Annotated in this window: 17 protein-coding genes; 6 read left to right on the forward strand and 11 right to left on the reverse strand. The window is 65.1% G+C overall.

All coding sequences use genetic code 11. The features are described 5' to 3' along the window. Nucleotides 1-32: 32 nt before the first annotated feature. The 8 genes from D9M09_RS11205 to D9M09_RS29930 form a co-directional block, all read right to left on the reverse strand. Nucleotides 33-3,470: a response regulator gene (locus D9M09_RS11205; protein WP_121669284.1), complete on the reverse strand. Its 3,438-nt coding sequence runs from the start codon at nt 3,468-3,470 to the stop codon at nt 33-35. Nucleotides 3,471-3,518: 48 nt separating this feature from the next. Further along, nucleotides 3,519-5,216 carry a sensor histidine kinase gene (locus D9M09_RS11210; RefSeq protein ID WP_227741960.1) on the reverse strand — a complete coding sequence of 566 codons (1,698 nt, stop codon included), beginning with the start codon at nt 5,214-5,216 and terminating at the stop codon, nt 3,519-3,521. A gap of 293 nt (nt 5,217-5,509) precedes the next feature. Continuing rightward, on the reverse strand, nt 5,510-7,759 hold the full coding sequence (locus D9M09_RS11215) for a hybrid sensor histidine kinase/response regulator (protein ID WP_121669285.1): 2,250 nt from the start codon (nt 7,757-7,759) through the stop codon (nt 5,510-5,512). Next, complete coding sequence (locus D9M09_RS11220; RefSeq protein WP_070223602.1) at nt 7,756-8,118, reverse strand: Hpt domain-containing protein; 363 nt, start codon at nt 8,116-8,118, stop codon at nt 7,756-7,758. Before D9M09_RS11220 ends, D9M09_RS11215 begins: the two co-directional genes overlap by 4 nt. Before the next feature lie 45 nt (nt 8,119-8,163). Next, entirely contained in the window at nt 8,164-8,790 is a 627-nt protein-coding gene (locus tag D9M09_RS11225) for a response regulator (protein WP_070223600.1), read from the reverse strand. A gap of 74 nt (nt 8,791-8,864) precedes the next feature. Then, on the reverse strand, nt 8,865-9,779 hold the full coding sequence (locus D9M09_RS11230) for an HDOD domain-containing protein (protein ID WP_070313640.1): 915 nt from the start codon (nt 9,777-9,779) through the stop codon (nt 8,865-8,867). Then, nucleotides 9,776-10,405, reverse strand: a complete 630-nt coding sequence (locus tag D9M09_RS11235; protein ID WP_070313641.1) for an Hpt domain-containing protein — start codon at nt 10,403-10,405, stop codon at nt 9,776-9,778. Before D9M09_RS11235 ends, D9M09_RS11230 begins: the two co-directional genes overlap by 4 nt. A gap of 53 nt (nt 10,406-10,458) precedes the next feature. Further along, nucleotides 10,459-12,138: a methyl-accepting chemotaxis protein gene (locus tag D9M09_RS29930; RefSeq protein ID WP_121669286.1), complete on the reverse strand. Its 1,680-nt coding sequence runs from the start codon at nt 12,136-12,138 to the stop codon at nt 10,459-10,461. A gap of 312 nt (nt 12,139-12,450) precedes the next feature. On the opposite strand from D9M09_RS29930, the gene D9M09_RS11245 reads away from it, so the two are divergent. After that, nucleotides 12,451-14,901: a membrane-bound PQQ-dependent dehydrogenase, glucose/quinate/shikimate family gene (locus D9M09_RS11245; RefSeq protein ID WP_121669287.1), complete on the forward strand. Its 2,451-nt coding sequence runs from the start codon at nt 12,451-12,453 to the stop codon at nt 14,899-14,901. A gap of 76 nt (nt 14,902-14,977) precedes the next feature. Here D9M09_RS11245 and D9M09_RS11250 read toward each other — a convergent pair whose 3' ends face one another. Together D9M09_RS11250 and D9M09_RS11255 are read right to left on the reverse strand one after the other, a co-directional pair. Beyond that, the gene (locus tag D9M09_RS11250) at nt 14,978-16,069 is read right to left on the reverse strand and encodes a hypothetical protein (RefSeq protein ID WP_121669288.1); all 1,092 of its coding nucleotides are present in this window, start codon (nt 16,067-16,069) and stop codon (nt 14,978-14,980) included. Between the two features lie 21 nt (nt 16,070-16,090). After that, nucleotides 16,091-19,549 carry a DUF748 domain-containing protein gene (locus D9M09_RS11255; RefSeq protein WP_240453615.1) on the reverse strand — a complete coding sequence of 1,153 codons (3,459 nt, stop codon included), beginning with the start codon at nt 19,547-19,549 and terminating at the stop codon, nt 16,091-16,093. Between the two features lie 246 nt (nt 19,550-19,795). Between D9M09_RS11255 and D9M09_RS11260 the strand changes: the two genes are divergently transcribed. The 4 genes from D9M09_RS11260 to D9M09_RS28905 all read left to right on the forward strand — a co-directional run bounded on the left by D9M09_RS11260 (nt 19,796) and on the right by D9M09_RS28905 (nt 25,149). Next, entirely contained in the window at nt 19,796-21,931 is a 2,136-nt protein-coding gene (locus D9M09_RS11260) for a TonB-dependent siderophore receptor (protein WP_121669289.1), read from the forward strand. A gap of 193 nt (nt 21,932-22,124) precedes the next feature. Further along, entirely contained in the window at nt 22,125-22,523 is a 399-nt protein-coding gene (locus D9M09_RS11265; RefSeq protein ID WP_070223590.1) for a DUF2946 domain-containing protein, read from the forward strand. Between the two features lie 89 nt (nt 22,524-22,612). Further along, complete coding sequence (locus D9M09_RS11270) at nt 22,613-24,700, forward strand: TonB-dependent receptor (RefSeq protein WP_121669290.1); 2,088 nt, start codon at nt 22,613-22,615, stop codon at nt 24,698-24,700. Between the two features lie 227 nt (nt 24,701-24,927). Next, entirely contained in the window at nt 24,928-25,149 is a 222-nt protein-coding gene (locus D9M09_RS28905) for a hypothetical protein (RefSeq protein WP_139142896.1), read from the forward strand. A 43-nt stretch (nt 25,150-25,192) separates the two neighbouring features. Here D9M09_RS28905 and D9M09_RS11275 read toward each other — a convergent pair whose 3' ends face one another. Beyond that, nucleotides 25,193-25,381 (reverse strand): hypothetical protein, encoded by a 189-nt coding sequence (locus tag D9M09_RS11275; protein WP_143449874.1) that lies wholly within the window; start codon nt 25,379-25,381, stop codon nt 25,193-25,195. A 288-nt stretch (nt 25,382-25,669) separates the two neighbouring features. Here D9M09_RS11275 and D9M09_RS11280 point away from each other — a divergent pair, with 288 nt between their 5' ends. Then, the gene (locus D9M09_RS11280) at nt 25,670-26,989 is read left to right on the forward strand and encodes a D-serine ammonia-lyase (protein WP_121669291.1); all 1,320 of its coding nucleotides are present in this window, start codon (nt 25,670-25,672) and stop codon (nt 26,987-26,989) included. Nucleotides 26,990-26,991: the final 2 nt, after the last annotated feature.

The following is a 26,991-nucleotide window of genomic DNA, read 5'->3' on the forward strand; positions in this document are numbered from 1 at the left end:
GCGTCTCCCAAATTTTCATATTGGCAAGTCTATCATTGGCATGCGCTGCCATGTTGCGTTTCTGGCATGGCCGGCTGGCCGGGCGCCGGCGTCTGTGCCGTGAATGCGGCGACGGCATCGATGGCGTGCGCCAGCGTCTGTTCCAGGGCATCGAGCGCGGCTGACGCATCGCCGCCCGCGTGCAGCAGCTGTTCGGCTTGCTGGGCGGCTTGCAGGGTGGCGGGCAGGGCCAGGCTGCCTGCCACGCCGGCCAGCTTGTGCGCCAGCGCGGCGGCGTCGCCGCGTGCGTTGGCCGCCAGCAGCGCGCGCATGGCGCCCACCGTATTGCGGTAAGTGTTGCCGAAGTGCGACAGATGCTGGCGGTAGGGCGCTTCGTCGAGCCACTGCGCCATCCCTTGCGCCAGGTCGATCACGGGCGCCGCGCCGCCTGCCCGCAAGGGCGTCGCCGCTTCGGTCGCTGCCGGCGGCAGGGCCGGCAGCCCTTGCGCATGGCGCCGGTGCGCGCTCGCGATCAGGGCGATGGTCTGCGGCACGTCGAACGGTTTGCTGATGAAATGGTTCACGCCCGCTTCCAGCGCCGCCGTGCGCTGTGTCCGGAACGCCCCGGCCGTCAGGGCCACCACGGGCAAGTCCTGGAACTGCGGCAGCTGGCGCAGCGCGCGCGTCGCCTGCAAGCCATCCATGACGGGCATCTGCACATCCATCAGCACGATGTCGACGTCGGACGGGTGGGCCAGCAGCCAGTCCAGCGCCTGCTGGCCATCGCAGGCGAACGAGGGCAGGGCGCCCTGGTCGCACAGGATATGGTTGACCACGTCGCGGTTGATGTCGCTGTCGTCGACCACCAGCACGCGCACGCCGGCCAGCACGCGTGCGCCCAGCGCTGCGTGGCCCGTGTCCAGGCCGGCCGCTTCAGCACGCCGCTGGCGCGCTTCCATCGTCGCGTTGTACAGGCTGGAAGCCGTCACCGGTTCGTTGAGGATGGCATCGGCCGGATTGGCCGGGTCCGTATGGCGGCGCGCGGGCGCTGTCGCCGGTGCGCCGCTGGCCGCCAGGATCACGATGGGGCAATCCTGCGGCGGCAGGTGCTCGCGCAGGGCGCGCGCCGTGGTTTCCCCGTCCATGTCCGGCATGCGCGCGGCCAGCACGATGACGCCGGGCCGCGCGTCCTCGGCGCAGGCCAGCGCATGCTCGAGCGCCGCCTGGCCGCCGGAGACGGCATGCACGCGCCAGCCCAGACCCTGCGCGACGGCGGCCACGGCGGCGCGCGAGTCGGCCTTGCCGTCGGCCAGCAAGACGCGCAAGCCTTGCATGTCGGGCGAGGACGGGGCGCTGGCGGGCATCAGCTGCAGCGGCACCGTGAAACTGAATGTGCTGCCCTGGCCCATGACGCTTGTCAGGCGCATGGCGCCGCCCATCAGACGCACCAGCTGGCGGCAGATGGTCAGGCCCAGGCCCGTGCCGCCGAAGCGGCGCGTGGTGGAGCTATCGGCCTGGGCGAAGGCGGAAAAGATCGCCTCCTGCACCTCGGGCGCGATGCCGATGCCCGTGTCGCGCACGCTGAAACACAGCACCGCGGCGTCGCCGTCGCGGCTCTCCAGCGCGCTCGTCAGCTCGACCGCGCCTTGCGCGGTGAACTTGATGGCGTTGCTGGTCAGGTTGACCAGCACCTGTTCCAGCCGCAGCGCGTCGCCCATCACCTGCTCGACGCCATCGGGCAGCGGCCCGATGCGCACTTCGATCGGCTTGTCATGCGCGGCCACGCCCATGCTGACGGCGATCTTTTCGATCACGTCGGCCAGGCGGAACGGCGCCCGTTCGATGGTCATGTGGCCCGCCTCGATTTTCGATACGTCGAGCACGTCGTTGATGATGCCCAGCAGGGACTGGCCGGCGGCGCGGATCTTGCGCGCCATGAGCAGCGCTTCGCCATCGAGGCCGTCGCGTTCCAGCAGCCAGGCCATGCCGAGGATGGCGTTGAGCGGCGAGCGGATTTCATGGCTCATGTTGGCGAGGAATTCCGCCTTGCTGCGGTTGGCCGATTCGGCCGCGTCGCGCGCCAGCAGCATGGCCTCTTCGGCCTGCTTTTGCGTGGAAATATCCTGGGCAAAGATCAGGGTCGCCGGTCCATCCTTGAGCACCACGCGCGTGGTGGTCTTGTACATGGGCACGGGCAGGCCCTGCTTGCCCAGGCCGACGGCCTCGAACACCTGTTCGCTGGGCGAATCCGCCTCGATCAGCGCTTCATTGGCGGCCAGCGCCGCCAGCGATGGCGCGGAAATCATGGCGGACCAGGGCAGGCCGTTCAGATTGTCATCCGCCGTGTAGCCGTGCAGCCTGCGGTAGCGGGGATTCGAGTAGATGAAGCGGCCGTGGCGCAGGATGGCGATGGCCACGGGCGCGTCTTCGATCAGGGTGCGAAAGCGCGTTTCGCTGTCGGACACGGCTTGCATGGCCTGGCGCTCCGTTTCCTGCTCCGCATGCCAGGCGGCCTGCTGCCGGCGCCGCCGCTGGCTCCAGAACAGCAGGCTGGCCGCGGCCAGCGCCAGCACGGCAAAGGAAAGGACGTAGCCGAGCGCCTGGCGTTGCAGCGGGGCGGCGATGGCCGCTTCTTCGCGGCTCAGGCCGATGATGAGGGCGCGGTCCATGTGCAGGGCCGGCGGGGCGATGGTCGCCATGGCCATGACGCGGGGGGCGGCGGGGGCGCCGGCAATGTCGACGCCGCTCAGGACGCCCGCCTGATAGCCGCTGTCGCGAAAGCGCCGCAGGAAGCTGCCGGGGACGTCCATATTGGCGCCATTGGCAGTCCTGGCCGGGTAATTCAGGAACTGCCGGCCGTCGCCATGCAGCACCACGGCCCAGACGTCGGGCGCGTACATGGCGGTGCGGAACTTGGCCGTGAAGTATTCGGGGGCGAAGGTGGCCACCACCACGCCGGCAAAGCGGCCTTGCTTGTCCTGCACCATGCGCGACGCCGTGATGACCAGGTCGCCCTTGAAGGTATGGAAGGGCGCCGAGATGTACAGCATGCGCGCATCGGGGGCGTCGCGCGCCGTCTGGAAGTAGCCGCGGCGCGAAAAATCCTGGTCCGCCAGTTCCGCGATGTTGGTGGCGACCGGCTTGCCTTGCGCATCGATGACCAGCATGGTGCGCACGCCAGGCATGGCGTCGACCAGCGCGGCCAGGCGCCGGGGCAGCGCTTGCCCGGCGTCCGGTGCCGTGCCGGCGGCCAGATAGTCGCGGATCACGCCGCCCAGCACCAGGTTGGTTGCCTCCAGGTCGACTTCGATATTTTTTGCCAGCAGCGCCGTCAGCACGCTCAGGCGCTCGCGTTCGGCGGCGTCATGGCGCGTCGCCTCGGCCAGATGCGCATAGGCGAGGGCGGCAGCGACGATGAGCAGCCCGAGGAGCAAGAACAGCCATTCGATCCATTGTCTGCGCACCGCCGCCGCATCTGTGTGATAGGTCATGTGGCGATGCTATACCCGATATGGATTGAGAACAACTTTTGCGCACAACTATGCATGTGATAGTGTGGCCAATTTGCCCCCAAGGGACAGGGGCAGGTGCAGGCGGAAGACGGCGCCCTGGCCCGGCGCGGATGCCACGCCGATGCTGCCGCCCATCAGCACGGCGAGCTGGCGCGCGATGGCCAGGCCCATGCCTGCGCCGTCATGGGCGCGGCTCGGCGAGTCGTCCGCCTGCGAGAATTTGTCGAAGATGACGCCCTGCTGCGCCTGCGCGATGCCGATACCCGTATCGCGCACTTCGATCTGCAGGTCCGCGCCGCTGTGCATGACGTGCACGTCGACCCGGCCCGCAGCCGTGTAGCGGATGGCGTTATCGAGCAGGATATCGAGCACGCGCACGAGGCGCACGCGGTCGCAATCGATGCTCGGCGGCGTGGCGGGCGCCACGTGCGCGGCCAGCTGCAAGCCCTTGTGGGCCGCGCGCGGCCGGTGCGGCGCCAGCGCCAGTTCCAGCAGCTGGTCCAATGGCGCGGCGCTGGACTGCAGCCTTACCTGGTCCTGTTCGAGCGCGCTCAATTCCATCGCCGCCTCGACCATGGCCAGCAACTGGCGGCCGCTGTCCTGTATCGTTTGCGCGTAGGCGGCCTGTTCCGGCTGGCGCAGCTGCTCCAGCAGCAGCTCGGAAAAGCCGAGGATGCCGTTCAGGGGCGTGCGCAATTCATGCGACATGTTCGACAGGAAGCGCGACTTCGCCTCGCTGGCGGCGATGGCCCTGGCGCGGCTGTCGACCAGGCGGCCGATCAGCAGCACCAGCGCGGCCCACGACAGCACGATCAGGGCGCTCGTGATGGCCGCCATCAGCAAGGCCTGGTCGCGGCGCGAGACGTAGTCGGCCAATACCGTGTCGCGGTCCAGCCCGACCAGCATGTACAGCGGGTAGCCGGCCAGTTTTTCGAACGCGTAAAAGCGCAGGACGCCGTCGACGGGACTGCGTTCGGTGAAGCCGCCCCGCGTTTTACCTTGCATCAGAGAAAATACCTTGCTGCCGCCGATATCCTGGCCGATGGTGTCGACGGTGCCGACCCGGCGCGCGCGCACCACGCCGTCGTTGCCGACCAGTTCGGTGGAGCTGTTGTCGCCCAGGTCGACTTCGTCGTACAGGCGGGTAAAGTAATACGGGTCCATCGAGACCACCACCACGCCCTTGAAGCGGCCATCGGCATGGTTGATGCGGCGCGTCATCTGGATCGACCATTTTTTCGACACCCGGCCCAGCACCGGCTTGCTGATATACAGTTCGCCGCTGTCGCGCTGCATGTGTACCCGGATGTGCTCTCGGTCGGCCAGGTTGGTGGGCTGGAAAGGGCGGCTCGACAGCACCGTGTCGCCCTGTTCGTCGACGATGGTAAACAGGTTGTACAGGGGGCCGGGATTGAGGCCTTGCCGCAGATCGGCCACGATGTCGAGGCGGCTGCCCAGCGCCTGGTAGCGGCTGCGCAAATACGTGACCGCCTGATCCGCCGCCTCGATCGTGCGGATTGCGTGTTCGTCAAAGACGCGCGCCATGCTGCGCGCATCGCGCCCGGCGCCGGCGACGGCGGCGTCGTAGGCGTGCCGCAGTTGCAGCATGGTGATGCCCCACAAGCCCGCCAGCAGCACGGCCATGAAGAGCGACAGCAGGGTGCGCGTATCCCAACGCTCCCAACGCTCCCAGGCCATGGCCTTCCAGTATCTGTGCTGCCGCATGCCGCCTCCGCAAGGTCCGCCGCCAGTTGTGCCGTTGTGCGAGGATGCCCGGCGTCGCTGGCGCGTCGTTTTATCAATTATAGCGAATATAATTGATTTTAACGATTAAAATGATTTTTTTGCGGGGAAAGTGTTGTATTGTGCGCGGCCCGGGCGGCTAAGTAATCCTCGGGAAATTATTGTGAATTTATGACGAACAGAACCGGATGCTGTGCAAGGCGCCTGCAGTGACGCAGTGCGAGCACTGCTAGCTGCGGGCAACACAGCACAGCGCCGGTTATGGAAGTCAGAAATTACAATAATTTATTGGGGGTTACTTCGCGTATCGCCGCCTGGCGCGTCAGCCAGCGGTCGACCATTTCGCGCAGCTGGGCGGCCGTAAACGGCTTGGACAGATAATCGTCCATGCCGGCCGCCATGCAGCGCTGCCGGTCGTCCTCGGTGACGCCGGCCGTGAGGGCGATGACGGGCAGGCGCGGCGCGCCGCTGGCCGCTTCGCGGGCGCGCAGGGCCTGGCACGCCTGGTAGCCGTCCATGACGGGCATCATGCAGTCCATCAGGACCAGGTCGTACTGCTGCTCGGCCAGCGCCTGCAAGCCCAGCTCGCCGTTTTCCGCCGTGTCGATGCGGTAGCCGCGCGCGCCCAGCTGCAGGCACACCAGCTGGCGGTTCAGCGCCGTGTCCTCGACCAGCAGGATGCGCGCGCCCCCTTCCGATGCGGGAACGGGCGCGCAGGCGGCTGCGGATTCCGATGGCGCGGCTGTCTCCGGCTCCGGCTCCGGCGCCTGCGCCGGCATGCAGGGGATGCGCACGGTGAAGCGGGAACCGGCGCCGGGCGCGCTGCTGCAGAAAATCTCGCCGCCCAGCAGTGCCACCAGGTGCTTGCAGATGGTCAGGCCCAGCCCCGTGCCGCCATAGGCGCCGCTGATGCTGTCGTCGGCCTGGCAAAACGGCTCGAAGATGCGGCTCAGCTGCTGCCCCGTCATGCCGATGCCCTGGTCGCTGACCATGGCGACGAGGCAGGCGCTGGCGCCGTCCGGCGTGGCCGGTTCCAGGTGCAGGCGCACGGTCACCGTGCCGGAGGGCGTGAACTTGATGGCATTGCTGAGCAGGTTGCCGAGGATTTGCGCGAGGCGCGTGCGGTCCGAGCAGATCAGCGGCGGCACGCTGTTGCCGATTTCGCTGACCAGGAACAGCTGTTTGCTATCGGCCTGCGGGCGGTGCAGCGCCAGCACGTCGTCGAGCAGCAGGCGCGGGTCGAAGTCGCGCAGCTCGATGCCCATCTGGCCTGCCTCGACCTTGGACAGGTCGAGGATATCGTTCAGGATGCGCATCAGGTGCTGCACGCCATCGCCGATGCGCTGCGCATGCTGCCGCTGCGACGCATCGAGCGCGGTGTCCTGCAGCAGTTCGGCCATGCCGGCGATGCCCGCCATCGGCGTGCGGATCTCGTGGCTCATGACGGCCAGGAAGCGCGACTTGGCGGCATTCGCCGCTTCCGCGCGCGTTTGCAGCGCCAGCGCCATGGCCGCGTCGCGCTCCTGGCGCCGCAGCAGGGCCAGGATCAGCGCGATGGCCCCGGCCAGCACGAGCAGGCTGACCACGGCCGCCCCGCCCATGGTGCGCAGCATGCGCCGCCAGGCCGCCAGATACACCGCGTCCGTGACGGTCACGTTGACGGCCAGCGGATAGTCGCGCACCAGCCGGATGCCGGCCAGGCGGTCGACCGTGCGTCCCTGGTCGGCCGCGCGCGGCGTGTCCACCTGCAGCACGCCATCGCTCTTGCCCTGTTCCAGCAGGCGGTAGGTGCTGCCCGTCAGGTTGCGCTTGCCCATCATCTCGGGCACGGCCGGCCAGCGGGCCAGCAGCGTGTAGTCGCTGCGGTACAGGGAAAAGGCCGTGTGTTCGCCGATGCTGGTGCTCTGGAAGAATTTGCTGAAGAAGTCGCATGACAGGCCGACCAGCACCACGCCCAGGAAGCGGCCGTCCGGTCCGCTGATGCGCCGGCTGATATAGAAGGTCCAGGCGCCATTGCCCTTGTTTTGCACGGGCGCGCTGACGTGCATGCCGCCGTTCGGGTGGCGCCGGTGATACTCGAAGTAATCGCGCTCGCCGAGGCGGATGGACGGCGCGGGAAAGGCGCGGCTGAAGGCCAGCACGCTGGCGTCGCTGCCGACGATCGATACGACGTCCACTTGCGGCACGCCGCCGATCTTGTGCCGCAGCGTCTGGTGCATGGCCTGGGTACCGACGGCGGCGGCCAGCGCCTGCGCGTCCCCAGGGGCGGCGGCCTCGATCTCGTTGCTGACGCTGTCGAGCACCAAACGGGCCGCCGTCATGCTCTGCGCCGTGTTTTCCGCCAGCAGCAGCGACAGGTTCGACAGGTCCTGTTTCCAGTCATCGACGGCTTCGCGGTGCAGCAGCACGCCGGAGACGGCGATGCGCAGCGCCAGCAGGCCCACCAGCACCAGGCCCACGACGGTCGTCATGGTGCGCGGCCGGTAGCGGTGCACCAGGCGCAGGACGGCCTGGCGCGCGTTCATTCCTGCGCGCCCGTGTATTCAAGCATGCTGCGGCGAACCTCCTGCTCCACCGCGCCGAGCAGCGCCGCCGTTTCGGTCAGCCAGTCCGCTGCCGCCGCACCTTGATGGCGCACCAGCTGCTCGAGCGCCGCCAGGCGCGCCACCAGGGCGCTGGCGCCCAGCAGGGCCACGGTGCCGCGCAAGGTATGGCAGCTATGCACGATGGCTTGCGCCGCACCGCCGCGCACGGCCTGCTCGACGCGCGCAAACATGGCCGGCGACGTGTCGAGGTAGGTCTGCGACAGGGCGCGGAACATCTCCAGGTCGTGGCCGGTGGCGTGGAACAGCACGGCAGGATCGATGTGGCGATAGGCTGGCATGACGGCTCCGTGGCGAGGGGAAAGCGGTGGCGGGAAGGTGACGCGCTAGGCGGCCAGGCTGTTGCGCCGCGCATGGCCGGCGCAGCAGGCGCGCAGATAGCCGCGCAGTTCGTCGTAATTGACGGGCTTGGCAAAGAACACCACGCCGGGCGGCACGCCGCCCCGTTCTCCCAGCTCTTCCTGCGTCAGGCTCGACAGCATGGCGATGTGCATGTCCGCCAGCAGCGGGTCGGCCAGGATGGTACGGATCACTTCGTAGCCGTCGATGCCTTCCATGACGATGTCGGCCAGCAGGATGTCGGGCTGATCGCGGGCGATTTCCATCAGCGCCTGGTAGCCGTTCTCGCAAAAGCGCAAGTCCGCCTGCAAGCCCCATGAACCGATCTGTTTTTCATACAGCGCGCGTTCGATGGGATTGTCCTCGATCACGAGGATGGACGGTGGACGGCCCGATGGGACGGGGCGGTTGGCCCGTGCCGCGCGCTGGTCCTGGCCCGGCTGGCCGGGATTGCCCTTGTAGGCTTCGACGGCCGCGAGGGGAATGCGCCGGTGGCCGCCCTTGGTCTTCCAGGCTTCGATCACGCCGGCCTCGACCAGTTGCTGCACCGAGGTGACCGAGATGCCGAGGATTTCAGCGGCCTTTTGGGTAGTGCAAACGTCTGCAGTGTGCATGATGGGCTTTATGGTCGCGGATGTAGTTGAAAGGAATGATACGCAATCGGGCTCAAAAAATCAATTTCAACGAATTATATGAATTCACTAAAAACTTCGCGTGCGGCGGGCCGGACTCGCGTGCGCGTGCGGCAGGGGGCAATATGCGTCTGCGGTTCCAGGAGATCGCGCCGCTCGCTGCACTCGGCGCTGCTGTGGCGCAGCAGGGTTTCCATGTCGTTTCTGTCCAGGCCCAGTACCCGCGCGGCGGCCAGGACCGGCCCGCGCGGCCCCGCGCCGTTGCGCAATATCAGGTCGGCGAAGCCGCTGGCCAGCTTCAGCAGCCAGGCCAGGTCCGTCATGTGCCCGGCCCGCCCGAAGCCGGGCGGCGCGGCATGGCAGCGCACGGCGTCGCACAGGATGTCCGGCATGCCCCAGCCCCGCATGAGCATGGCCGACAACGCCAGCTGGTGGCGGCCGAAGCGCTGCGACTCCGCGCACAGCAGCCGGGCCCTGGCGCCATTGCCGTACTGGCCCAGCAGTTCCCCATATTCCTGCGGATGCCAGGTGGCCAGGGCCAGCTGGCCGCAGTTGGCCAGCAAGCCGCAACTGTACAGCTCATCGGCCGGCGCCAGCTGCAGCGCATCGCCGGCCACGCGGGCGGCGCACGCCATGGCCAGCGCGTGCGACCAGTAGCGCTGTGCGTCGAAGTGCGCGCACGTGGCCGCAGGCAGGGCCGGTGCGGCGAACGCCTGGCGCAGGGCGGGCAGGCCGATCGCGGCCAGCATCGCCGCGCTGACCGCCGCATGCGTGCGCTCGCCCGGCGGTACGCCCGCATTCGCCAGGCCGATGACCTTGCCCGTCAGGGCGGGATCGCAGCCCAGTTGTTCCGCCAGTTCATCGAGCGATACCTGCTGCTCGCACAAGTTTGCCAGCCAGTGGCAACGCCCGGCGGGCGAAGGCAGGATGGCGCCGCCGGGCAGGTGCGCCAGGTCGATATGCGCGCTCATGGCCGGCTCCCGACGCCGCTGCGGTCATCGGCTTGCGCCGCGCCCGCCGTCTGCAGGACCGTGACGGCCTGCGACAGCGCGTCGAGCGCCATCAGCAGTTCCGCATGCAGGCGGCGCAGCGCGCCGATATCGTTGGAAAAGCCCGCGTGCACGGCCTGGCGCGCCAGCGCCTGCAGCGGGAGCAGACCCATGGACTGGCTGCCGTCGAGGATTTCCTGCGCCAGCACGCGCGCCGGCGCGGTCCGTTCGCAGCGCAGCGCATGGGCGATGCCGGCCAGGCGGTCGCGCGTCTCGGCCACGAACAGGGCCAGAATCTCGCCCTGCAGGCGCCGGTCGTAGCCGAACATGGCGTCCAGGCGGGCCGCGTCGAACGGCGGCGTGTCCGGCGCCCTGGACGCTGGTGGTGGCGGTGTGCTGTCCGCCACCTTGGCCGGCGGGACCATTTTGCGCATCTGCAACAGTGCATGCAGATCGGCCGGTGCCGCGCGGCCGGCCTGACGCCCGCGGGTACGGCGCCAGAGCAGGGCGGCCAGCAGCAACACCAGGCCGGCCAGGGCCAGCGCCGTGCGCATCAGCGACAGGTCTTCGCAGCGAAGGAAGGGGTGAATGGTGAAGAGGGTGTTCATGACCGTGCTCCAATGAATGCTATCTAGGCAAGTGATGCTGCGGGATGGCGGGCCTAAAAGACGTCCCAGTCGCCCGCGTCGGCGGTGGCCGGTGCCGCGGCTCTGGCCTGGCCTGCGGGCCGCGTGGCGACCAGCTTTAGCGCCGCCTTGTGCTGTGCGGGCCGCCGCGCGGCTGGCGCTTGCGGCGCCGCGCCGGCCTGTCCTGGCGCCAGCTTGAAGGCGCCCACCACGCCAGCGAGCCTGGCCGCCTGCTCCTGCAGCGATTGCGATGCGGCCGCCGCTTCCTCGACCAGGGCCGCATTCTGCTGCGTGGCTTCATCCATCTGCGTGACGGCGCGGTTGATTTCCTCGATGCCCGTGCTTTGTTCCGCGCTGGCGGCCGAGATTTCGCTGACGATGTCGGTCACGCCGCGTGCCGTGTCGACCACTTCCGTCATGGCCGCGCCGGCCTGCCGCACCAGCTTGCCGCCTTGTTCGACCTGTTCCACGGAATCGCCGATCAGTACCTTGATTTCCTTGGCGGCGGCCGCCGAACGGTGCGCCAGGTTGCGCACTTCCGTGGCCACGACGGCAAAGCCGCGCCCCTGTTCCCCGGCGCGTGCCGCTTCCACGGCCGCATTCAGGGCCAGGATATTGGTCTGGAAGGCGATGCCGTCGATGACGCTGATGATGTCGGCGATCTTGTTGGACGAGCTGTCGATCGCTTCCATGGTGCGTATCACGTCGTCCATGACTGCTCCGCCCCGCTGCGCCTTGTCCGAGGCGCTGACGGCCATTTGCTTGGCCTGGCGGGCGTTGTCCGCGTTTTGCCGCACGGTGGCCGTCAGTTCTTCCATGGCCGAGGCGGTTTCTTCCAGCGAGCCGGCCTGCTGCTCCGTGCGCGCCGACAGGTCCAGGTTGCCGGCCGCGATCTGGCCCGATGCCGTGCTGATGCTGTCCGTGCCGGAACGCACTTCGGCCACGATGCGTACCAGGCTCGCGCTCATGTCCGCCATGGCCTTCATCAGCTGGCCCACCTCGTCGTTTGACGCGGTGTTCACTTGCACGCTGAGGTCACCGCCCGCGATGGTGCGGGCCACGTCGATGGCGCCGGCCAGCGAAGCGGCGATGCGCCGCGCCAGCAGCAGACCCATGCCGGCCACCAGCGCCGTCACGGCCAGGGCCAGGCCGATGGAAATCCAGCGCGCGTTGGCGGCGGCGGCGGCGCCATCGGCCGCGCCCTTGGCGGACACGTTTTCGTTGTAGCGGTGGTGGGCGGCGAGGGCGTCGACCAGTTCCTTGATGATGGGCTGGTTTTCCATCAGCAAGTCGCGTGCCGCGTCCACTTCGCCCGCCTTCGACAGCGCCAGCACCTTGTCGCGCACCGTGTCGTAGCGCGCCAGCACGGCACGGTCGGCAGCCAGCAGCGCGCGGTCCTGCTCGTCGGTGACATCGTCTTTTTCATACTGGTCGAGCGCCTTGCCCACCGCCGCGCGCGCTTCCCTGATGCCCGCTTCGAGCTTGTCGCGCCCGGCCGCATCCTTGCTGGCCATGTGCTGCCAGACGGCCGTGCGCATCTGCGCGAACGGCACGAAAGCCTGGTTCAATGTCAGCAGGCTGGGCACCGTGTTGACGGTGGCATAGCTGGCCGCCGTGTACACGCGGTCCATCTGGTAGATGCCAAAACCCGCCAGAGCGGCCAGTCCGAGGACGACGGAAAGAATCAATGCGTACAGTCGTTTAGCGATGGTCATGATGGGCGCCGCTCCAGTGAAGTGAAATGCAAGAAAAAGTGGTTGGTTTCGCTGTTTTTTTCATTCTACGATAAAAATTCGTTTTATTCGAGAAATTTGTTGTTAATTTATTTTATTCAATGATTTTCATCAAAATCGTACTGCTGTAGCTGGCTCGACGGTCAGCTCGTGTATAAAAAGCCACACGGCACGCGGCGCCCGTTCTCGCGTGTGGCACGCTTTGCCGATTGGTGAAAAAATGCAATTTGCTTGATTGCAATCAAATACGGTGCGCAGGCGCGTGCCGCCGACTGACTCTTGTAAAGGAGCATCATGACTGCCTCTGCCCGGCCTGGACCCTTGCTTGTCATCACCGCAGTCATCTTCATCTTGCTGGGCCTGGCGCTTGCCGGCGGCGGCGCCTGGCTCGTCAGCCTCGGCGGTTCCTGGTATTACGTGGTGGCCGGCATCGGCATGCTCGTCGCGGGCGCGCTCGTGTGGAAGGGGCGGCGCAGCGCCCAGCTGTTTCTCGCGCTGCTGCTGTTCGCCACCGTGATCTGGTCCGTCATCGAAGTGAAGTTCGACTGGTGGCAATTGCTGCCGCGCCTCGATATCTGGTTCGCCGCCGCCGTCTGGCTGCTGCTGCCGTTCGTCGACCGCCGCCTCGATCCGCCCTTGACGGCCGGGGCCAAACCGCGCGACGCGGGCAAGAGCGCCCTGACGGCGGCCGTGGTGCTGACGGCCGCCGTGGGTATCTTTTCCCTGTTCCAGGACTATTACACCTTGCATGGCGAAGTGCCGGCCGAGAACATGGCGGCCGCGCCGCAAGGCGATTTCGCGCCGGGCGTGGCGCCCAATGACTGGGCCGCGTATGGCCGTTCCGGCTATGGCGACCGCTATGCGCCGGCCGCGCAGATCACGCCGGCCAACGCGGCGCAGCTGAAACAGGCGTGGGTGTACCACACGGGCGACTTCAAGGGGCCGAACGACCCGGGCGAGATCGCCAACGAAGTCACGCCCCTGAAAGTGAACGGCATGCTGTACCTGTGCACGCCGCATAACATCGTCATCGCGCTCGATCCGGACACGGGCAAGGAACTGTGGCGCCACAATCCGAAGATCAACCGCGACGCGTCGAGCTACCAGCACATGATCTGCCGCGGCGTGGCCTACTGGGACGTCAACGCGGGCCGCGCCAAGGACGACCCTGCACCCGAGGCGGCCGGCATGGAGTGCCCGCGCCGCATCTTCGCGCCGACCATGGATGCGACCCTGATCGCCGTCAATGCCGATACGGGCGCAGCGTGCAAAAGCTTTGGCGAAAACGGCGTGATCGGCCTGTATCACGGCATGGGCATGAAGAAGCGGGGCTTTTTGATGCCGACCTCGCCGCCGGCCGTGGCGCAAAACGTGGTGGTGATGGCCGCCAGCGTGACCGACAATTTTTCCACGGAAGAGCCGTCGGGCGTGATTCGCGGCTACGACCCCGTCACTGGCAAGCTGATGTGGAACTGGGATGCCTCGAACCCCGACGACACGGCGCCGATTGCCGATGGCAAGACCTACACCAACAATTCACCGAATTCCTGGGGCGTCTCCAGCGTCGATGAAAAGCTGGGCATGGTGTACATCCCGATGGGCAATGAAACGCCCGACACGTGGGGCGGTAACCGCAATCCGCATGGCGAGAAATACAATAGCGCCATCGTCGCGCTAGACCTGGCGACAGGCAAGGTGCGCTGGGTCTACCAGACCGTGCACCACGATATCTGGGACATGGATATCGGCGGCCAGCCGACCCTGGTCGACATCGACACGCCGAAAGGCAAAGTCCCATCGGTCGTCGCTACGACGAAACGGGGCGACATCTATGTGATCGACCGGCGCGACGGCAGCCTGGTCGTGCCGGCGCCGGAAAAACCCGTGCCGACCGCCAACGCGGCCCCTGGCGACCGCCTCTCGCCCACGCAGCCGTTCTCGGCGCTCACGTTCCTGCCCGAGAAACACATCAGCGAAACGGACATGTGGGGCACGACGCCGTTCGACCAGCTCGCTTGCCGCATCATCTTCCGCCAGCACCGCTATGAAGGGCCGTTCACGCCGCAGACGGTGGCCGAAGGCAAGATCAAGGGCGCCATCATCTCGCCGGGCCCGCTGGGCATCTTCGAGTGGGGCGGGGCGGCCGTCGATCCCGTGCGCCAGCTGCTGCTGGTGAACCCCGACTACATGGGCTTCCTCGAGCGCCTGGTGCCGCGCGCGCAAGCCAATGCGAAGGGCGGTACGGGCACGGAAATGGGCTTGCAGCCGCAGACGGGCGTGCCGTTTGCCGTGGAAATCAAGCCCTTCCTGTCGCCGCTGGGTTTCCCATGCCAGGCGCCGCCCTGGGGCTATATCGCCGCTGTCGACCTGCGCACCATGAAAAAAGTGTGGATGCACAAAAACGGCACCACGCGCGACAGCGCCCCCGTGCCCATCGCCTTGCCGCTGGGCGTGCCCAGCCTGGGCGGCATCAGCACGACGGGCGGCGGCGTGGCTTTCCTCAGCAGCACGCTCGACTATTACATCCGCGGCTACGACGTGCGCAACGGCAAAACTGTATGGAAAGCCCGCTTGCCGGCCGGCGGCCAGGCCACGCCGATGAGTTATGTCTCCGACAAGACGGGCAAGCAGTACGTGGTGGTGATGGCCGGCGGCCACGGTTCGCTGGGCACGAAGATGGGCGACAGCCTGGTGGCGTTTGCCTTGCCGGATGAGGCGGTGAAGGAGGCGGGGAAAGCGAAGTAAGAGGATAAGTAAGTGAAGCGCATCGGCGGCATGGTCTGGCCATGCCGCCGATGCGCCGCCATTGAGGTGCCCGACGCTATGGCAAGCGGCGATTCAAGACGATGAGTTCGGCATTCTCCGCTGTACCGACTACCCTCGGGTAGAGCACGACCGCATAACCACGCTCCGTGGTCTTGTTGATGCTGGAAATGATCAATTTGTCATGCTGCATGGACAGAAGCTCGTTTGTCAGCAAGTTCCGGTAGCCTTGCTCGCCTTTGCTATAGAATATTTCCAATAACTTATCATTTTTCGTGGTCAGCCAGCCGTTTCCAAACTCGGTATTGAAACGCGTGACAAAAGTGTCGTCAGCGATGTCGACTGGTTGCCATGTATTGAACAGTGGATCGGCAAAGTCCACTAATGCAATGATTTCGCTTGCCCCAGCCGCATCTATTTTTTCGAGAATGATTTTATCGTTGTCTTGCGCCAGCAGATAAGAATCCTTGTCGAACGATGAGCTCAGTATCTGTAAAACATCGATATCCTTCGCGTCGATTTCCCGCGAGCGCAGGACGTTGCCTTTTTCATCGATCTCCCGGTGCAGGAGAATGCTGCCGTCATTGGCCAGCAAATGAATCGTCTTGTCGCAAATGGCGATGCGGTTATTTGCGGGTAATGGAATCTTGACATTGTGTTTCTTCTTCAGTTTTCCATTGATAAACTCGATGGCAAGGATTTTGTCCGGCTTGTTATCTTCAAAAGGCACATCGTGAAATATCGAATACGAGTCCGTCGTTCCAATGAAGTGTCCTGTAAATGGACGGTTACCCTTTGGTAATTCCACACCGTCACGATGAAAGACGGGAATGCTGATTTCCAGTTCTTTATCAGGATGATAGGGGATGACGGAGACATAATTTTCCTGATCCGGACTCAGGAACAGTGTCGGCAAAATGCCGTCATCCTCGACGTAGTTATCAATACTACCATCAATCCCGACCACCGTATAAATCAGCTTGTACGTGCCATTCTTGTCGTACACATAGTTCGATAGCAGCGTCTTTTCACCAAATGCAATGCTGTCTTTTGCCGATACGCCGACTTCGGCTACCAGCGTTGTCATGGTGCCCCAGTTTCCCTGGGTAATGGACGATGTATAGGGCGCTACCTTGTCGAGGTTTTTCATGCGTCAGATGGTTTCCATATCTTATTGTGCCGCCAATCCCAGCTTCAAGCCCACCAGCTTGCCCGGCGCAGCCTCCGTTTTTTCCGGCGCGCCCGCGCTGACCCTGGCCGCCGGCGTGCCGTCCTGCTGCAGGGCCGCCACAATCGCCGCGCTGCGCTGGGCGCCCAGTTTGCTCAATGCATCGGCAGGCAGGGGCTGCTTGGCTTCCAGCTGTTCGCGCAAGCCGTTGTAGAACGCGCCCGTGTCGGCCACTTGCGGCTCACCCTCGATCAGCTTGCCCAGGCGTTGGAAGACGGGGATTTTGGCCGCCGCCGGCGCGGAAGCGTTGGCGGAGGCCGCCGCTGGGGCAGGCGCAGCCGATTCCGCGGCCTTTTTCTGCTTGTCCAGCTCAGCCTTGCCGAAGCGCTCGCCATACAGGTCGCGCAGGGCGCCACGGATCTTGCGTTCGCCCAGGTTTAACGGCCCCGGTTCTTCGCCCGCTTCCAGCTTGATGCCGGCCTTGGCGGCGACGGCGCGGCGCACGGCCTGGGCGCGCAGGGCGGCCCCGTCCGTGTCGCTGTACTGGCCCGGCACGGCCAGCTTCAGCTGTTCGCGCTTGGCGAGGATCTGCGCCACCTGCTTGAGTTTTTCCCGCTCGGGCGGCAGCAGCACGGCGCTGCCCGCATCGAAGTCGATGGCTTCCAGCTTGTCGGCGCTGATGCCCAGTAAGTTGCCCAGCGCGCGGAACGGCGCCGTGACGATTTTCGTCAGCACATTGCCCACGGCTTTCCAGATCAGCGCGCCATAGCTGAATTGCGGGTCGTTCATGTCGCCCGACACGGGCAAGCCCAGGTCGATGCGCCCGTCGCTATCCTTGAGGATGGCCAGCGCCAATTCCAGCGGCAGCTTCAGGGCGTCCGGGCTGTCGATGCGCTCGCCCAGGGTCAGCTTGTCGAGCACGACCTGGTTGGTGCCGTCGAGCTGGCGGTTGCGCACCTTGTATTGCAAGTCCAGCGAAATCTTGCCTTCCGCCACTTTATAGCCGGCGAATTTCATCGTGTACGGCGAGGCGGATACCATGTCGACGTTCTTGAAGACCACGTTCAAGTCCGTGTTGTCGGTCGGGGCGAAGGGATTTAATTGTCCGCGCACGCGCGCCAGGCCGAATTCGTCGATGCGGCCGTCCAGCTCGATCTGGCTGCGCGCATCGCGCTTGGTCGACAGGCCCGTGACGACGCCGTTGAGCTCATAGATCTTGGCGGCGAACTGCGGGCGCAGGCTCAGGTCGGCAAAGTCCAGCTTGGCATTCTGCAGGCGCACGCGGCGTACGCGTACGGGGAAGGCGGCGTCGGCGGGCGCGCTGGCGGTAGCAGGAGCGGGTGCCGTGGCCGGCTCGGGCGCCTTCACCAGCAGGCGCTGGGCATTGAGGCTGCGGTCGTTTTCGATGATCAGCTGCGCATTCGGTTCGACCACGCGCAGCTCGGGTATGTCGACAAAATCGGGACCCACGCTGGCAGTCAGCTTGTCGGCACGCACGCTTTTCCATGACGCAAAACGCTTGCCATCCGTTTCATTGAGCACGAGGCCGGCGATATCCACGCCGCCCTCATAGCGTACTTTCGGCGCTTTCGGCGCGCCGCCGCCCGTCGTCAGGCGGCCGCTGCCGGAGAGGGTGCCGCCCGCCAGCTTCAGCTTTACATGCTGCGCCAGCAACGGTTGCACGGGCGCCAGGGTCAGCTGTTTCAAATTCAGTTGCGCATCGACGGCGCCCGTGGCCGGCACGAACTTGCCGTTGGCCGTGAGCAAGCCGCCTTCGCGCAGGCCCACGCCCAGCTCGAACGGCAGCGCCTGCTTCATATCGTTGCTGACCTTGTGCAGGGACAGGCTGGCATCCTGCAGCGTGCCCTTGATGCCTGTGCCCGCGTCTTCGAAACGGGCGCCGAACTTGCTCAGTTCCACCTTGTCTACCGTCGTGGACCACGGCGCGGAAGGGGTTTCCTTGCCTGCGTCGGCTTTGCCGGAGGCAAACACGGGCAGTTTTTGCGCAATCGCAAACTCTCCCTGGCGGTTGCGCGTCAGGTCAATCTGCGCACCGCTGGCCGTCACGGCGCTCAGGTGCACGCTATGCGCCGCCAGGTCGATCTTGCCTTCCGTAAAGCCCAGCTGGGCCAGCTTGAACGGCGTTTGCGCGCCCCGTTGCATGGCCAGGTCGGCCAGGCTGAAATTGGCGCCGTCGATCACGGTGGCCAAGCCCGCTGGCCCTTGTTGCAAGCCCAGCTGCAGCTGCAGTTGCAACTGTTTCGCGCTCAATTGCAGGGTAGGCGTGACGGTTTCATCGATGGCGGAGACGTCCACATTGGCCAGTGCGAGCTGTTTTAAATCCACCTTCCACTTGCCAGGTTTGGCTGGCGCGGCGGCCGGTGCTGCAGGTGCGGGATTGCCCGGCAGCATCAGGTTCGCCACGTCGATCTCGCCCTTGCTGTCGCGCCGCACGGCCACCTTGCCGCCGTACAAGTTGATTTTATCCACCGTGACGTTCTGGCGCGCCAGATCCACGTTCACGCCGGCGATGCCCAGGGTGTCCAGCGATGTAAATGGCGCGCCCTTGCCGTCTTGCACCAGCGCCAGGTCGCGCAAGGCCAGGCCCGCGCCCTTGACGGTCGCTTCCAGCGTGCCGTCGGCATAGGAAAAGGCGTAGGGCAGGCGCGCCGACAGCTTGCCGCTGCTCACCGTCGCCCGCGTGTACGCCTTCAAATACGCGGCCAGGCCGGGCAGGGAAGCGTCGTTCAGTATCAACTCGCCTTCGCCCCGGATCGGGCTCAGCGAGGCCGTGCCGCGCCAGTGCAGCTTGCCGCCGCGCGCCGCGTCGGCGCTGAGGCTGTAGCTGCCGTTGGCATCGGGCAGGGTGGAGATATTGTCGAGTGTAAAGTTGATCGGCGTGAAGTTATCCGCATAACCCGCCTTCTGGTCTTGCCAGTCCACTTTGCCTTGCTCCAGCGCAAAGTGGCCGATGACGAGGCGCGGCATGCCGCCGTCGCTCTTGTCCGGATGATTGCGTTGCCAGGTGGCCAGCACTTCGGCCAGGTTGAACTTGCCGTCCGGCGTGATGGTCAGCTGCGCCTGCGGCGCCGTGATGCGGATTTCCGCCAGGCTCCAGGCGCGGCGCACGATGGATTTCCATTCGAGTTGCACGGCCAGCGCGCCGATGGACAGCAGCGGCGCGCCGCTCTGGCCACCAGCGCTGGCCGCTTCCTTGAAGGCGATCTGCTCCGCTTCCAGGCGCAAGGTGAACGGGTTGAAGCGTACGGAGCTTATGCTGGCCTGGCGCGCCAGTTCTTTTGCTGCAAATTTGGGCAGCTGGTTTTTGATGACGTAGGGCACCAGCCAGAAGCCGGCCGCGCTGTAGGCGGCCAGGACGCAGCCGGTGCCGACGGCCCAGCGCTGCCAGCGTTTCCAGCGAAATGTTTTCGTCTGCACGCTTTTGTTGTCGATTGTGTTCACGAACTTACCTTTTGATCTTGTTGGGGCGGCACATCCTGCGCGCCGTGACTGTCAGTATGCCTCTTTGCGGCCTCGTCTGCAAAATCCAAACGTGTTCAAGTGATAACAGGCGCCACGGTGGCCTTGTTTCTTCTGTAAAACTCACACAAACTCACACTTACTTGATAATGATTCTCATTATCGGTATCATGCGCGCTAACCGTAAGTTTCCATCCGTACATATTTTCTCATTGAAAGCCCAATGTCATGCCTGCTGTATCTCCCCGCACCCGCTTACTTCCAGTCGCCGCGGCCCTGTCGCTGGCCTTCGCTTCCCATGCGGCCCATGCCGCCAGCGGCCAGGACGATCTGACGGCTGGCGATGAGAAAGTCATGCAAGCCGTGCAAGTGACGGGCACCCGCGCGCAAGGCCTGGTGCCCGTCACGACGGAGGCGGGCAGCTTTCGCGGCGCCAACATCATGGACGTGCCGTCGACCGTCAACGTGATCACGCGCGAATTGCTGGAGCAGCAAGCCGTGTCCGGCCTGTACGACGCCGTGCGCAATACGGCGGGCGTGACGCGCCAGCAAAATGGCGGCGAAACGTGGGATCAGCTGGTGATACGCGGCATCGCCGTGGAAAACCGCACGAATTACCGCCTCAATGGCTCCATGCCCATCATGAACTTCTCGCAAGTGCCCATGGAAAACAAGGAGCGCGTGGAAGTGCTGAAGGGCGCCTCGGCCCTGTACTACGGTTTTACGTCGCCGGCCGGCGTCGTCAACTTCGTCACCAAGCGGGCTGGCAGCCAGCCCGTCACCAGCATGGGCCTGAGCCTCGATGACCGGGGCAGTGCCGTGGCGAATGTCGACGTGGGCCGCCGTTTCGGCGCGCAGCAGGAATTCGGCGTGCGCATCAATGCCGCCGGCGGCACCCTGGGTTCCTACCTCGATCATGTCGGCAATGGCAACCGCAGCTTTCTCTCCACGGCGCTGGACTGGCGGGTGACTAATAAACTGCTGTTGAAGGCCGACCTGGAATACGACCGCCGCAAGGTGACGGAGCAGGCGGGCGTGGCCTTGCCCACCGCCGTGAAAGGCGTGATCAACCTGCCGCGCGCCGTCGATCCGCGCAACTTGATCGGCCCCGACTGGTCGAATTTCGAGGCGCAGACGAAAAACGCGCAATTGCGCGCCGACTACGCCATCACGGATGGCTGGGCCTTGACGGTGGAGGCGGGCCACTCGGAAACGGCGCGCGACCGCCGCCTGGCCATCTTCCGCCTGAATAACGCGGCCGCGCTGGCCACGGGCGCGGGCCGCATCACGGGCAATATCCAGCACAGCGTGACGGCGTCGGACTTGCTGCGCGCGGAACTGGCCGGCAACTTTAATACGGGTTTGATTGCCCACGAACTGACCCTGGGCGCCTCGCGTACGGACAAGTCGCAAGATGCTATCTACCAGAGCAACTACACGATCGCGTCGCAAAACCTGTACCAGCCCGTGCCCGTGACGAATGTCGTGTTCGGTCCCAAGCCGACGGCGCCGACGACGGCTGCGCTCGAGACGCGCGACACGGGCTTGTACGCGCTCGACCGCATGGTCTTCAGCCCGCAGTGGCAAAGCGTCATCGGCGTGCGCCGCAGCAGTTATCAGAGCGACCAGGGCGCCAGCCACTACGACGTCAGCAAGACGACGCCGATGGCCTCATTGATCTACAAGGCCACGCCCGAACTGTCGTTTTACGCGTCCACGGCGCGGGGCCTGGAAGAGGGCGAGACGGGCCCGACGGGCACAGCCAATCAGGGCGTCAAGATGGCGCCCGGCGTGAGCAAGCAGAAAGAGCTCGGTGCGCGCTGGCTGACGCCGGGCGGCACCCTGGTCTCCGCCGCGCTGTTCGACATCACGCGCCCCGGCTATTACACGAATAGCAGCAACGTCTTCACGTCGGATGGTGAACAGCGCTACCGCGGCCTGGAAATCTCGACGCAAGGCAAGCTGACGCGCCAGCTGTCGTGGCAGACGTCGGCCCAGCTGCTCGCCCCGCGCTTTGCGCACATCAACGCCGACTACAATGGCAAGGCGCCGGAAAACGCGTCGAAACGCACGGCCAGCGCCTTCCTCGCCTACGCGTTTGACGCCGTGCCGGGCCTGTCCGTCAATGGCGGCGCGTATTACTACAGCGCCCGTCCCGTCAACGACCTGAACCAGGCCTTCCTCGGCGGCGTGAGCCTGTTCAGCGCGGGCGCCCGCTATGCGAGCCGCGTGATGGACAAGGCCGTCGTGTGGCAGCTGAACGTGGAAAACACGGCCGACAAGCGCTACTGGGCCGGCGCGGGCACGCGGCTGGCGTCGGGCGCACCGCGCGCTATCAAGCTGTCGATGAAGGTGGATTTGTAAGAACGCCTATCAAAACCTACTGCGCGTCGTGATCTGCGGCCTGCGATGCTCACTGCCTCGGCGGCCCCGTGCCAAGCACAGTTCCGCTTCTCAGCCACAGCTCCCTTCCGCTCGCTACGGTTTTGTTAGGCGTTGTAAGCAAGGTTTGACTTGCACCCTGTGCGCAGGGGCCTTGCCCTGATACAATGTTGCCATGTTCATCAGCAAAGGCAAGGCCGGCATCGTCCTGTGGATCGCGTGTATCGCCATCTTCCTGGCCACGCTCGCCCCTACGGTGTCGCGCGCGCTGACGGTCGCCAGCGGCCTGGCCGTGCCCAGCCTGGAAATCTGCTCGGTGGCGGGCGGCATGCAAGCCGTGCCCGCCCGCTACGATGCGCAAGAGCCTTCCGCGCCTGAGAAATCGGGCATGCGCATGGGCGATTGCCCCTGCTGCAGCATGCATGCGGACACCTTGTCGATACCGCCCACCACCCTCGTGCTCGCTTCCGGCGAGCTCCTCACGGGCTTGCTGCCCGAGCTGTTCTACCAGTCCGCCACGCCATTGTTCGCCTGGACGCCCGTCCAGCCCCGTGGGCCTCCCGCCGCTTTCTGATCTGTCCCTTTCCCTGAACTGCCTTGCGCCGCGCGTGCCGTGCGCTTGCGCCTGTTCATCTTACCTATACAGAATCTGAAAGCAGCACCATGAAACATTTACCGTTCTTGATTTCCCTCGCCATCGCCATGCCCGCCGTGGCGCAAACCCACAATGAAGCGGGCACCACCGTTTTGCCGGAAATGAAAGTCATCGTCACGGCCATAGGCGACGGCTACCGTCCTGCCGCCGACTCGGCGCTCATGCTCTCCAGCACGCCCGGCTACAGCGTGGCGGCCGGCGGCGGCGTGTCCGGCTTGCCTGTCGTCAATGGTTTTGCCGATGACCGCCTCAAGATTCGCATCGACGGCATGGAACTGACGTCGGCCTGTGCCAATCACATGAATGCGCCGTTGTCGTACATTGATCCGCAACAAGTGCAGCGCATCCGCCTGATCGCGGGTGTGACCCCCGTCAGCGCGGGCGGCGACAGCATCGGCGGCACCATCGAGGTGCAATCGAACGCGCCCGTTTTCGCCCGGCCGGGCGCGGGCCTGCTCACGCAAGGCAGCTTTGCCGTGTCGGGGCGCAGCGTCAACAACAGCGTGGCGACCAGCGTGCATGCCACGGCCGCCAGCGACGTGCTCAGCATCGGCTACAGCGGCGCTTACACGCGCGGCCACAGCTATGAAGACGGCCACGGCAATAAAGTGCTGGCCAGCATGTTTGAAAGCATCAACCAGGCCATCGTGCTGGCGGCGAAGGGCGATGGTCAGCAGCTGACCTTGCGCGCCGGCGTGCAGCACATCCCGTACCAGGGTTTTCCCAACCAGTACATGGACATGACGGACAACCATGGCCAGTTCGCCAATCTCGCTTACCAGGGTACATTTGCCTGGGGCGTGCTGGACGCGCGCGCCTACTGGCAGCAGACGGACCACGAGATGGGCTTTTTCACGCCCGAGCGCAAGGGTTCGATGCCGATGATTACGCATGGCCGCAACACCGGTTATGCGCTGATGGCCAGTTTGCCGACAGGGGCTGGCGAGTTGCGCCTGGGCCAGGAGTGGCACAGTTTCCGTCTCGACGATTACTGGCCGGCCGTGCCCGGTTCCATGATGATGGGACCGCGCACCTACCTGAACATCAATGACGGCAAGCGCGACCGCACCGTGCTGTTCGGCGAGCTGGAAACGCGCCACGCTGCGCGCTGGACGAGCGTGCTGGGCGTGCGCGGCGAATCCGTGCGCATGGAGTCGGGCGACGTGCAATCGTACGGCACCAACATGATGAACATGCCGGACCTGATGGCCGCCAAGGCCTTCAATGCGCGCAGCCGCAGCCAGCGCGACACGAATATCGATGCCTCCGCGCAAGCGACATTCACGCCCGATGCGGCCAGCAGCTATGCATTCGCGCTGGCGCGCAAGGTGCGCTCGCCCAACCTGTACGAGCGCTACTCGTGGGGCCGCGGCTCGATGGCCATGACCATGACCAACTGGTTTGGCGACGGCAACGGCTATGTGGGCGATATCGACCTGAAACCCGAGACGGCGTACACGGCGGCGTTCACGGCCGACTGGCATGGCGGCGGCGAGGAGGGCTGGTTCCTGCGCGTCAATCCCTATTACAGCAAGGTCGACAACTACATCGACGTCGACGTGCTGGCGTCTTTCCACCCGTACATGAAAATGGGCGCGAACGGCAACCTGCTGCGCTTTGCCAACCATGACGCCAAATTGTACGGCGCGAATCTGGCGTGGCAGCTGCCGCTGGCCAGCAGCGCCCACTGGGGCCGCTTCATGGCGACGGGCAATGCCGCTTACACGCGGGGCAAGCGCAGCGATGGCGGCGACCTGTACCGCATGATGCCGTTCAACGCCTTGCTGGCCGTCGAGCACAAGCTGGGCGCCTGGAGCAGCCGCATCGAAACGAAGATCGTGGCCCGCAAGGACAAGGTCGACGTGCGCCGCTTCGAGCCGGAGACGGGCGGCTATGCGCTCGTCAACCTGCGCAGCAGCGTGGCGCTGAACAAGATGGCCAGCCTGAGCGCCGGTGTCAGCAACCTGTTCAACCGCGCGTATGCGGACCCGCTCGGTGGCGTGTACCTGTCGGGACTGAAGGCGAACGGCGGGGCGCTGCAAGCCTTGCCGGCCGAGGGACGGTCGATTGACCTGGGGCTGCAGCTGAAGTTTTAAGCCTGCTATCAGCGTGCGTCTTCCTGCCGCCGATGCGGGGGGAAGGCGCACGCTGGCAACGCCGCATCGGCGAGCGCCATGTGGTCGTGACAATGTGCGCATGTTTCTCGACGGTAATTTGTTATGCTCTCTGGCGCCTGCTTCAGGCGTTTGGCGCACATGGGTGCGATAGCGGAGGCTGAAGGCTTTATCTGCTGAAATGAAGCTGACTTAATATAAAGGTGTCCATGATCGCATTTAAAGATTTTCGTTCGACCACTGCGGGCAGTCCGCTTTCCGATGGCATGGACCGGTCGCTGGTATTGGCCAATGAATGGCTGTTAAAAACCGGCGTTCGTCCGGTCAACATCGAAACCATCACGGAAACGCGAGGCTGGACGGCGTTAGCCAAGGTTGAGCGAGGGATACGGGTTTGGTATGAAGTGGCGCCTCCTCCCTTGAAGTCCTGAGCTGTTCAGGCAGACCATTCCCCGCTCACCGGCCGCAGAGCCATCAACTTCCGCCTCCGCTCTTTTTTCGCCGTGAGCCCGTCAGCACGCGCAGCGCGGTGGCGATCGGCACCTTGTTCTTGGCCAGGTAGGCGGCGGCCGTGGCGGTATCGAGCATTTCCTGGAAAATAATGCCGACCTCGACCTTTTGGGCCGTCAAATCGTCCTGCCTTGCGCAGTCGAGGATTTCCATATTCGTAGCAGTAACTTTGTCATTCTTGGAGCGCATTTTTGCCTCGGTAGAAAAGAGAAAAAATGTCTCCTTTATTTGCCTTTAAGATAACTTATTTTTGTGACTTTGTGGAAATTTTTCTTTAATCGATAGTGCCTTCAAGAATTAAATTTAGCTATGGGCCAAGGTTGGTGCCTGGGGATGAATGCGGGATAGATGACATTCCCTCATGCATTGCCTGATCAACCATCGTTTGCCAGCGGCGCCCGGATGCGCTCTAATCATGGCTTGTTCCTACACGAGGTTGCCATGCTGCCCACTCCCGCCATCGCCGCGCTGCGCGAAAAATTTCCCCTGATTACAGAACTGATGGCCTTGCAGCCCTTGAGCTGGTTCAATCCCCGCATCGCCCCGGCGGCCGAGGGTTTGAAGGATGTGGGCTTGACGGCGGACGACGTGGCCGATGCCAGCGCGCGCCTGGCGCGCTTTGCGCCGTACCTGGCCAAGGCGTTTCCGGAAACGCAGGCCAGCGGCGGCGTCATCGAGTCGCCCGTCGTGCCGCTGCCCGCCATGCAGGCGGCCTTAGACATGACGAGCGGTCAGCTGTGGCTCAAGCAGGACAGCCATTTGCCCATTTCCGGCTCGATCAAGGCGCGCGGCGGCATCTATGAAGTGTTGAAACATGCGGAAATGCTGGCGCTGGACGCGGGCTTGCTGAAGGAGGGCGATGACTACAGCCTGCTGGCCAGCGACGCCGTGCGCGCCTTCTTTGGCCAGTATGCGATCGCCGTCGGCTCCACGGGCAACCTGGGTTTGTCGATCGGCATCATGAGCGCGCGTCTGGGCTTTCGCGCCACCGTGCACATGTCAGCCGATGCGCGGCAATGGAAGAAGGATAAATTGCGCAGCCACGGCGTCACCGTCGTCGAGTACGCGACCGACTACAGCGTGGCCGTGGAAGCGGGGCGCCAGCAGGCGGAGAACGACCCCACCTGCCACTTCGTCGACGATGAAAATTCGCACGATCTGTTTCTCGGCTATGCGGTGGCGGGCCAGCGCCTGCAAGCCCAGTTCCAAGCGGCCGGCGTCGTGGTCGATGCGCATCACCCCCTGTTCGTCTACCTGCCGTGCGGCGTGGGCGGCGGTCCCGGCGGCGTGGCCTTCGGCTTGAAGCTGGCCTTTGGCGATTTTGTTCACTGCGTCTTCGTCGAGCCGACCCACTCGCCGTGCATGCTGCTGGGCGTACACACGGGCTTGCACGAGGGAATCAGCGTGCAGGAGATCGGCATCGACAACCTGACGGCCGCCGATGGACTGGCCGTGGGACGCCCGTCCGGCTTCGTCGGGCGCGCCATGCAGCGGCTGATCGACGGCTACGCCACCGTCACCGATGACGAACTGTACCGCTTGCTGGCGACGCTGGAACAAACGCAAGGCTTGCGCCTGGAACCGTCCGCCGTGGCCGGTTTCGCGGGCATCCCTGCCGTGCTGGCCGCGCCGCAATACCAGGCGCAGCTGGAAACGGCCACCCACCTCGTGTGGGGCACGGGCGGCAGCATGGTGCCCGAGCCGGAAATGACGGCCTATGTGGCGCGCGGCCGCGCCTTGCTGGCGGCCGGAGCCGCGTGATG

The sequence above is a fragment of the Janthinobacterium agaricidamnosum genome, from assembly GCF_003667705.1.
Taxonomy (GTDB): Bacteria; Pseudomonadota; Gammaproteobacteria; order Burkholderiales; family Burkholderiaceae_D; genus Janthinobacterium.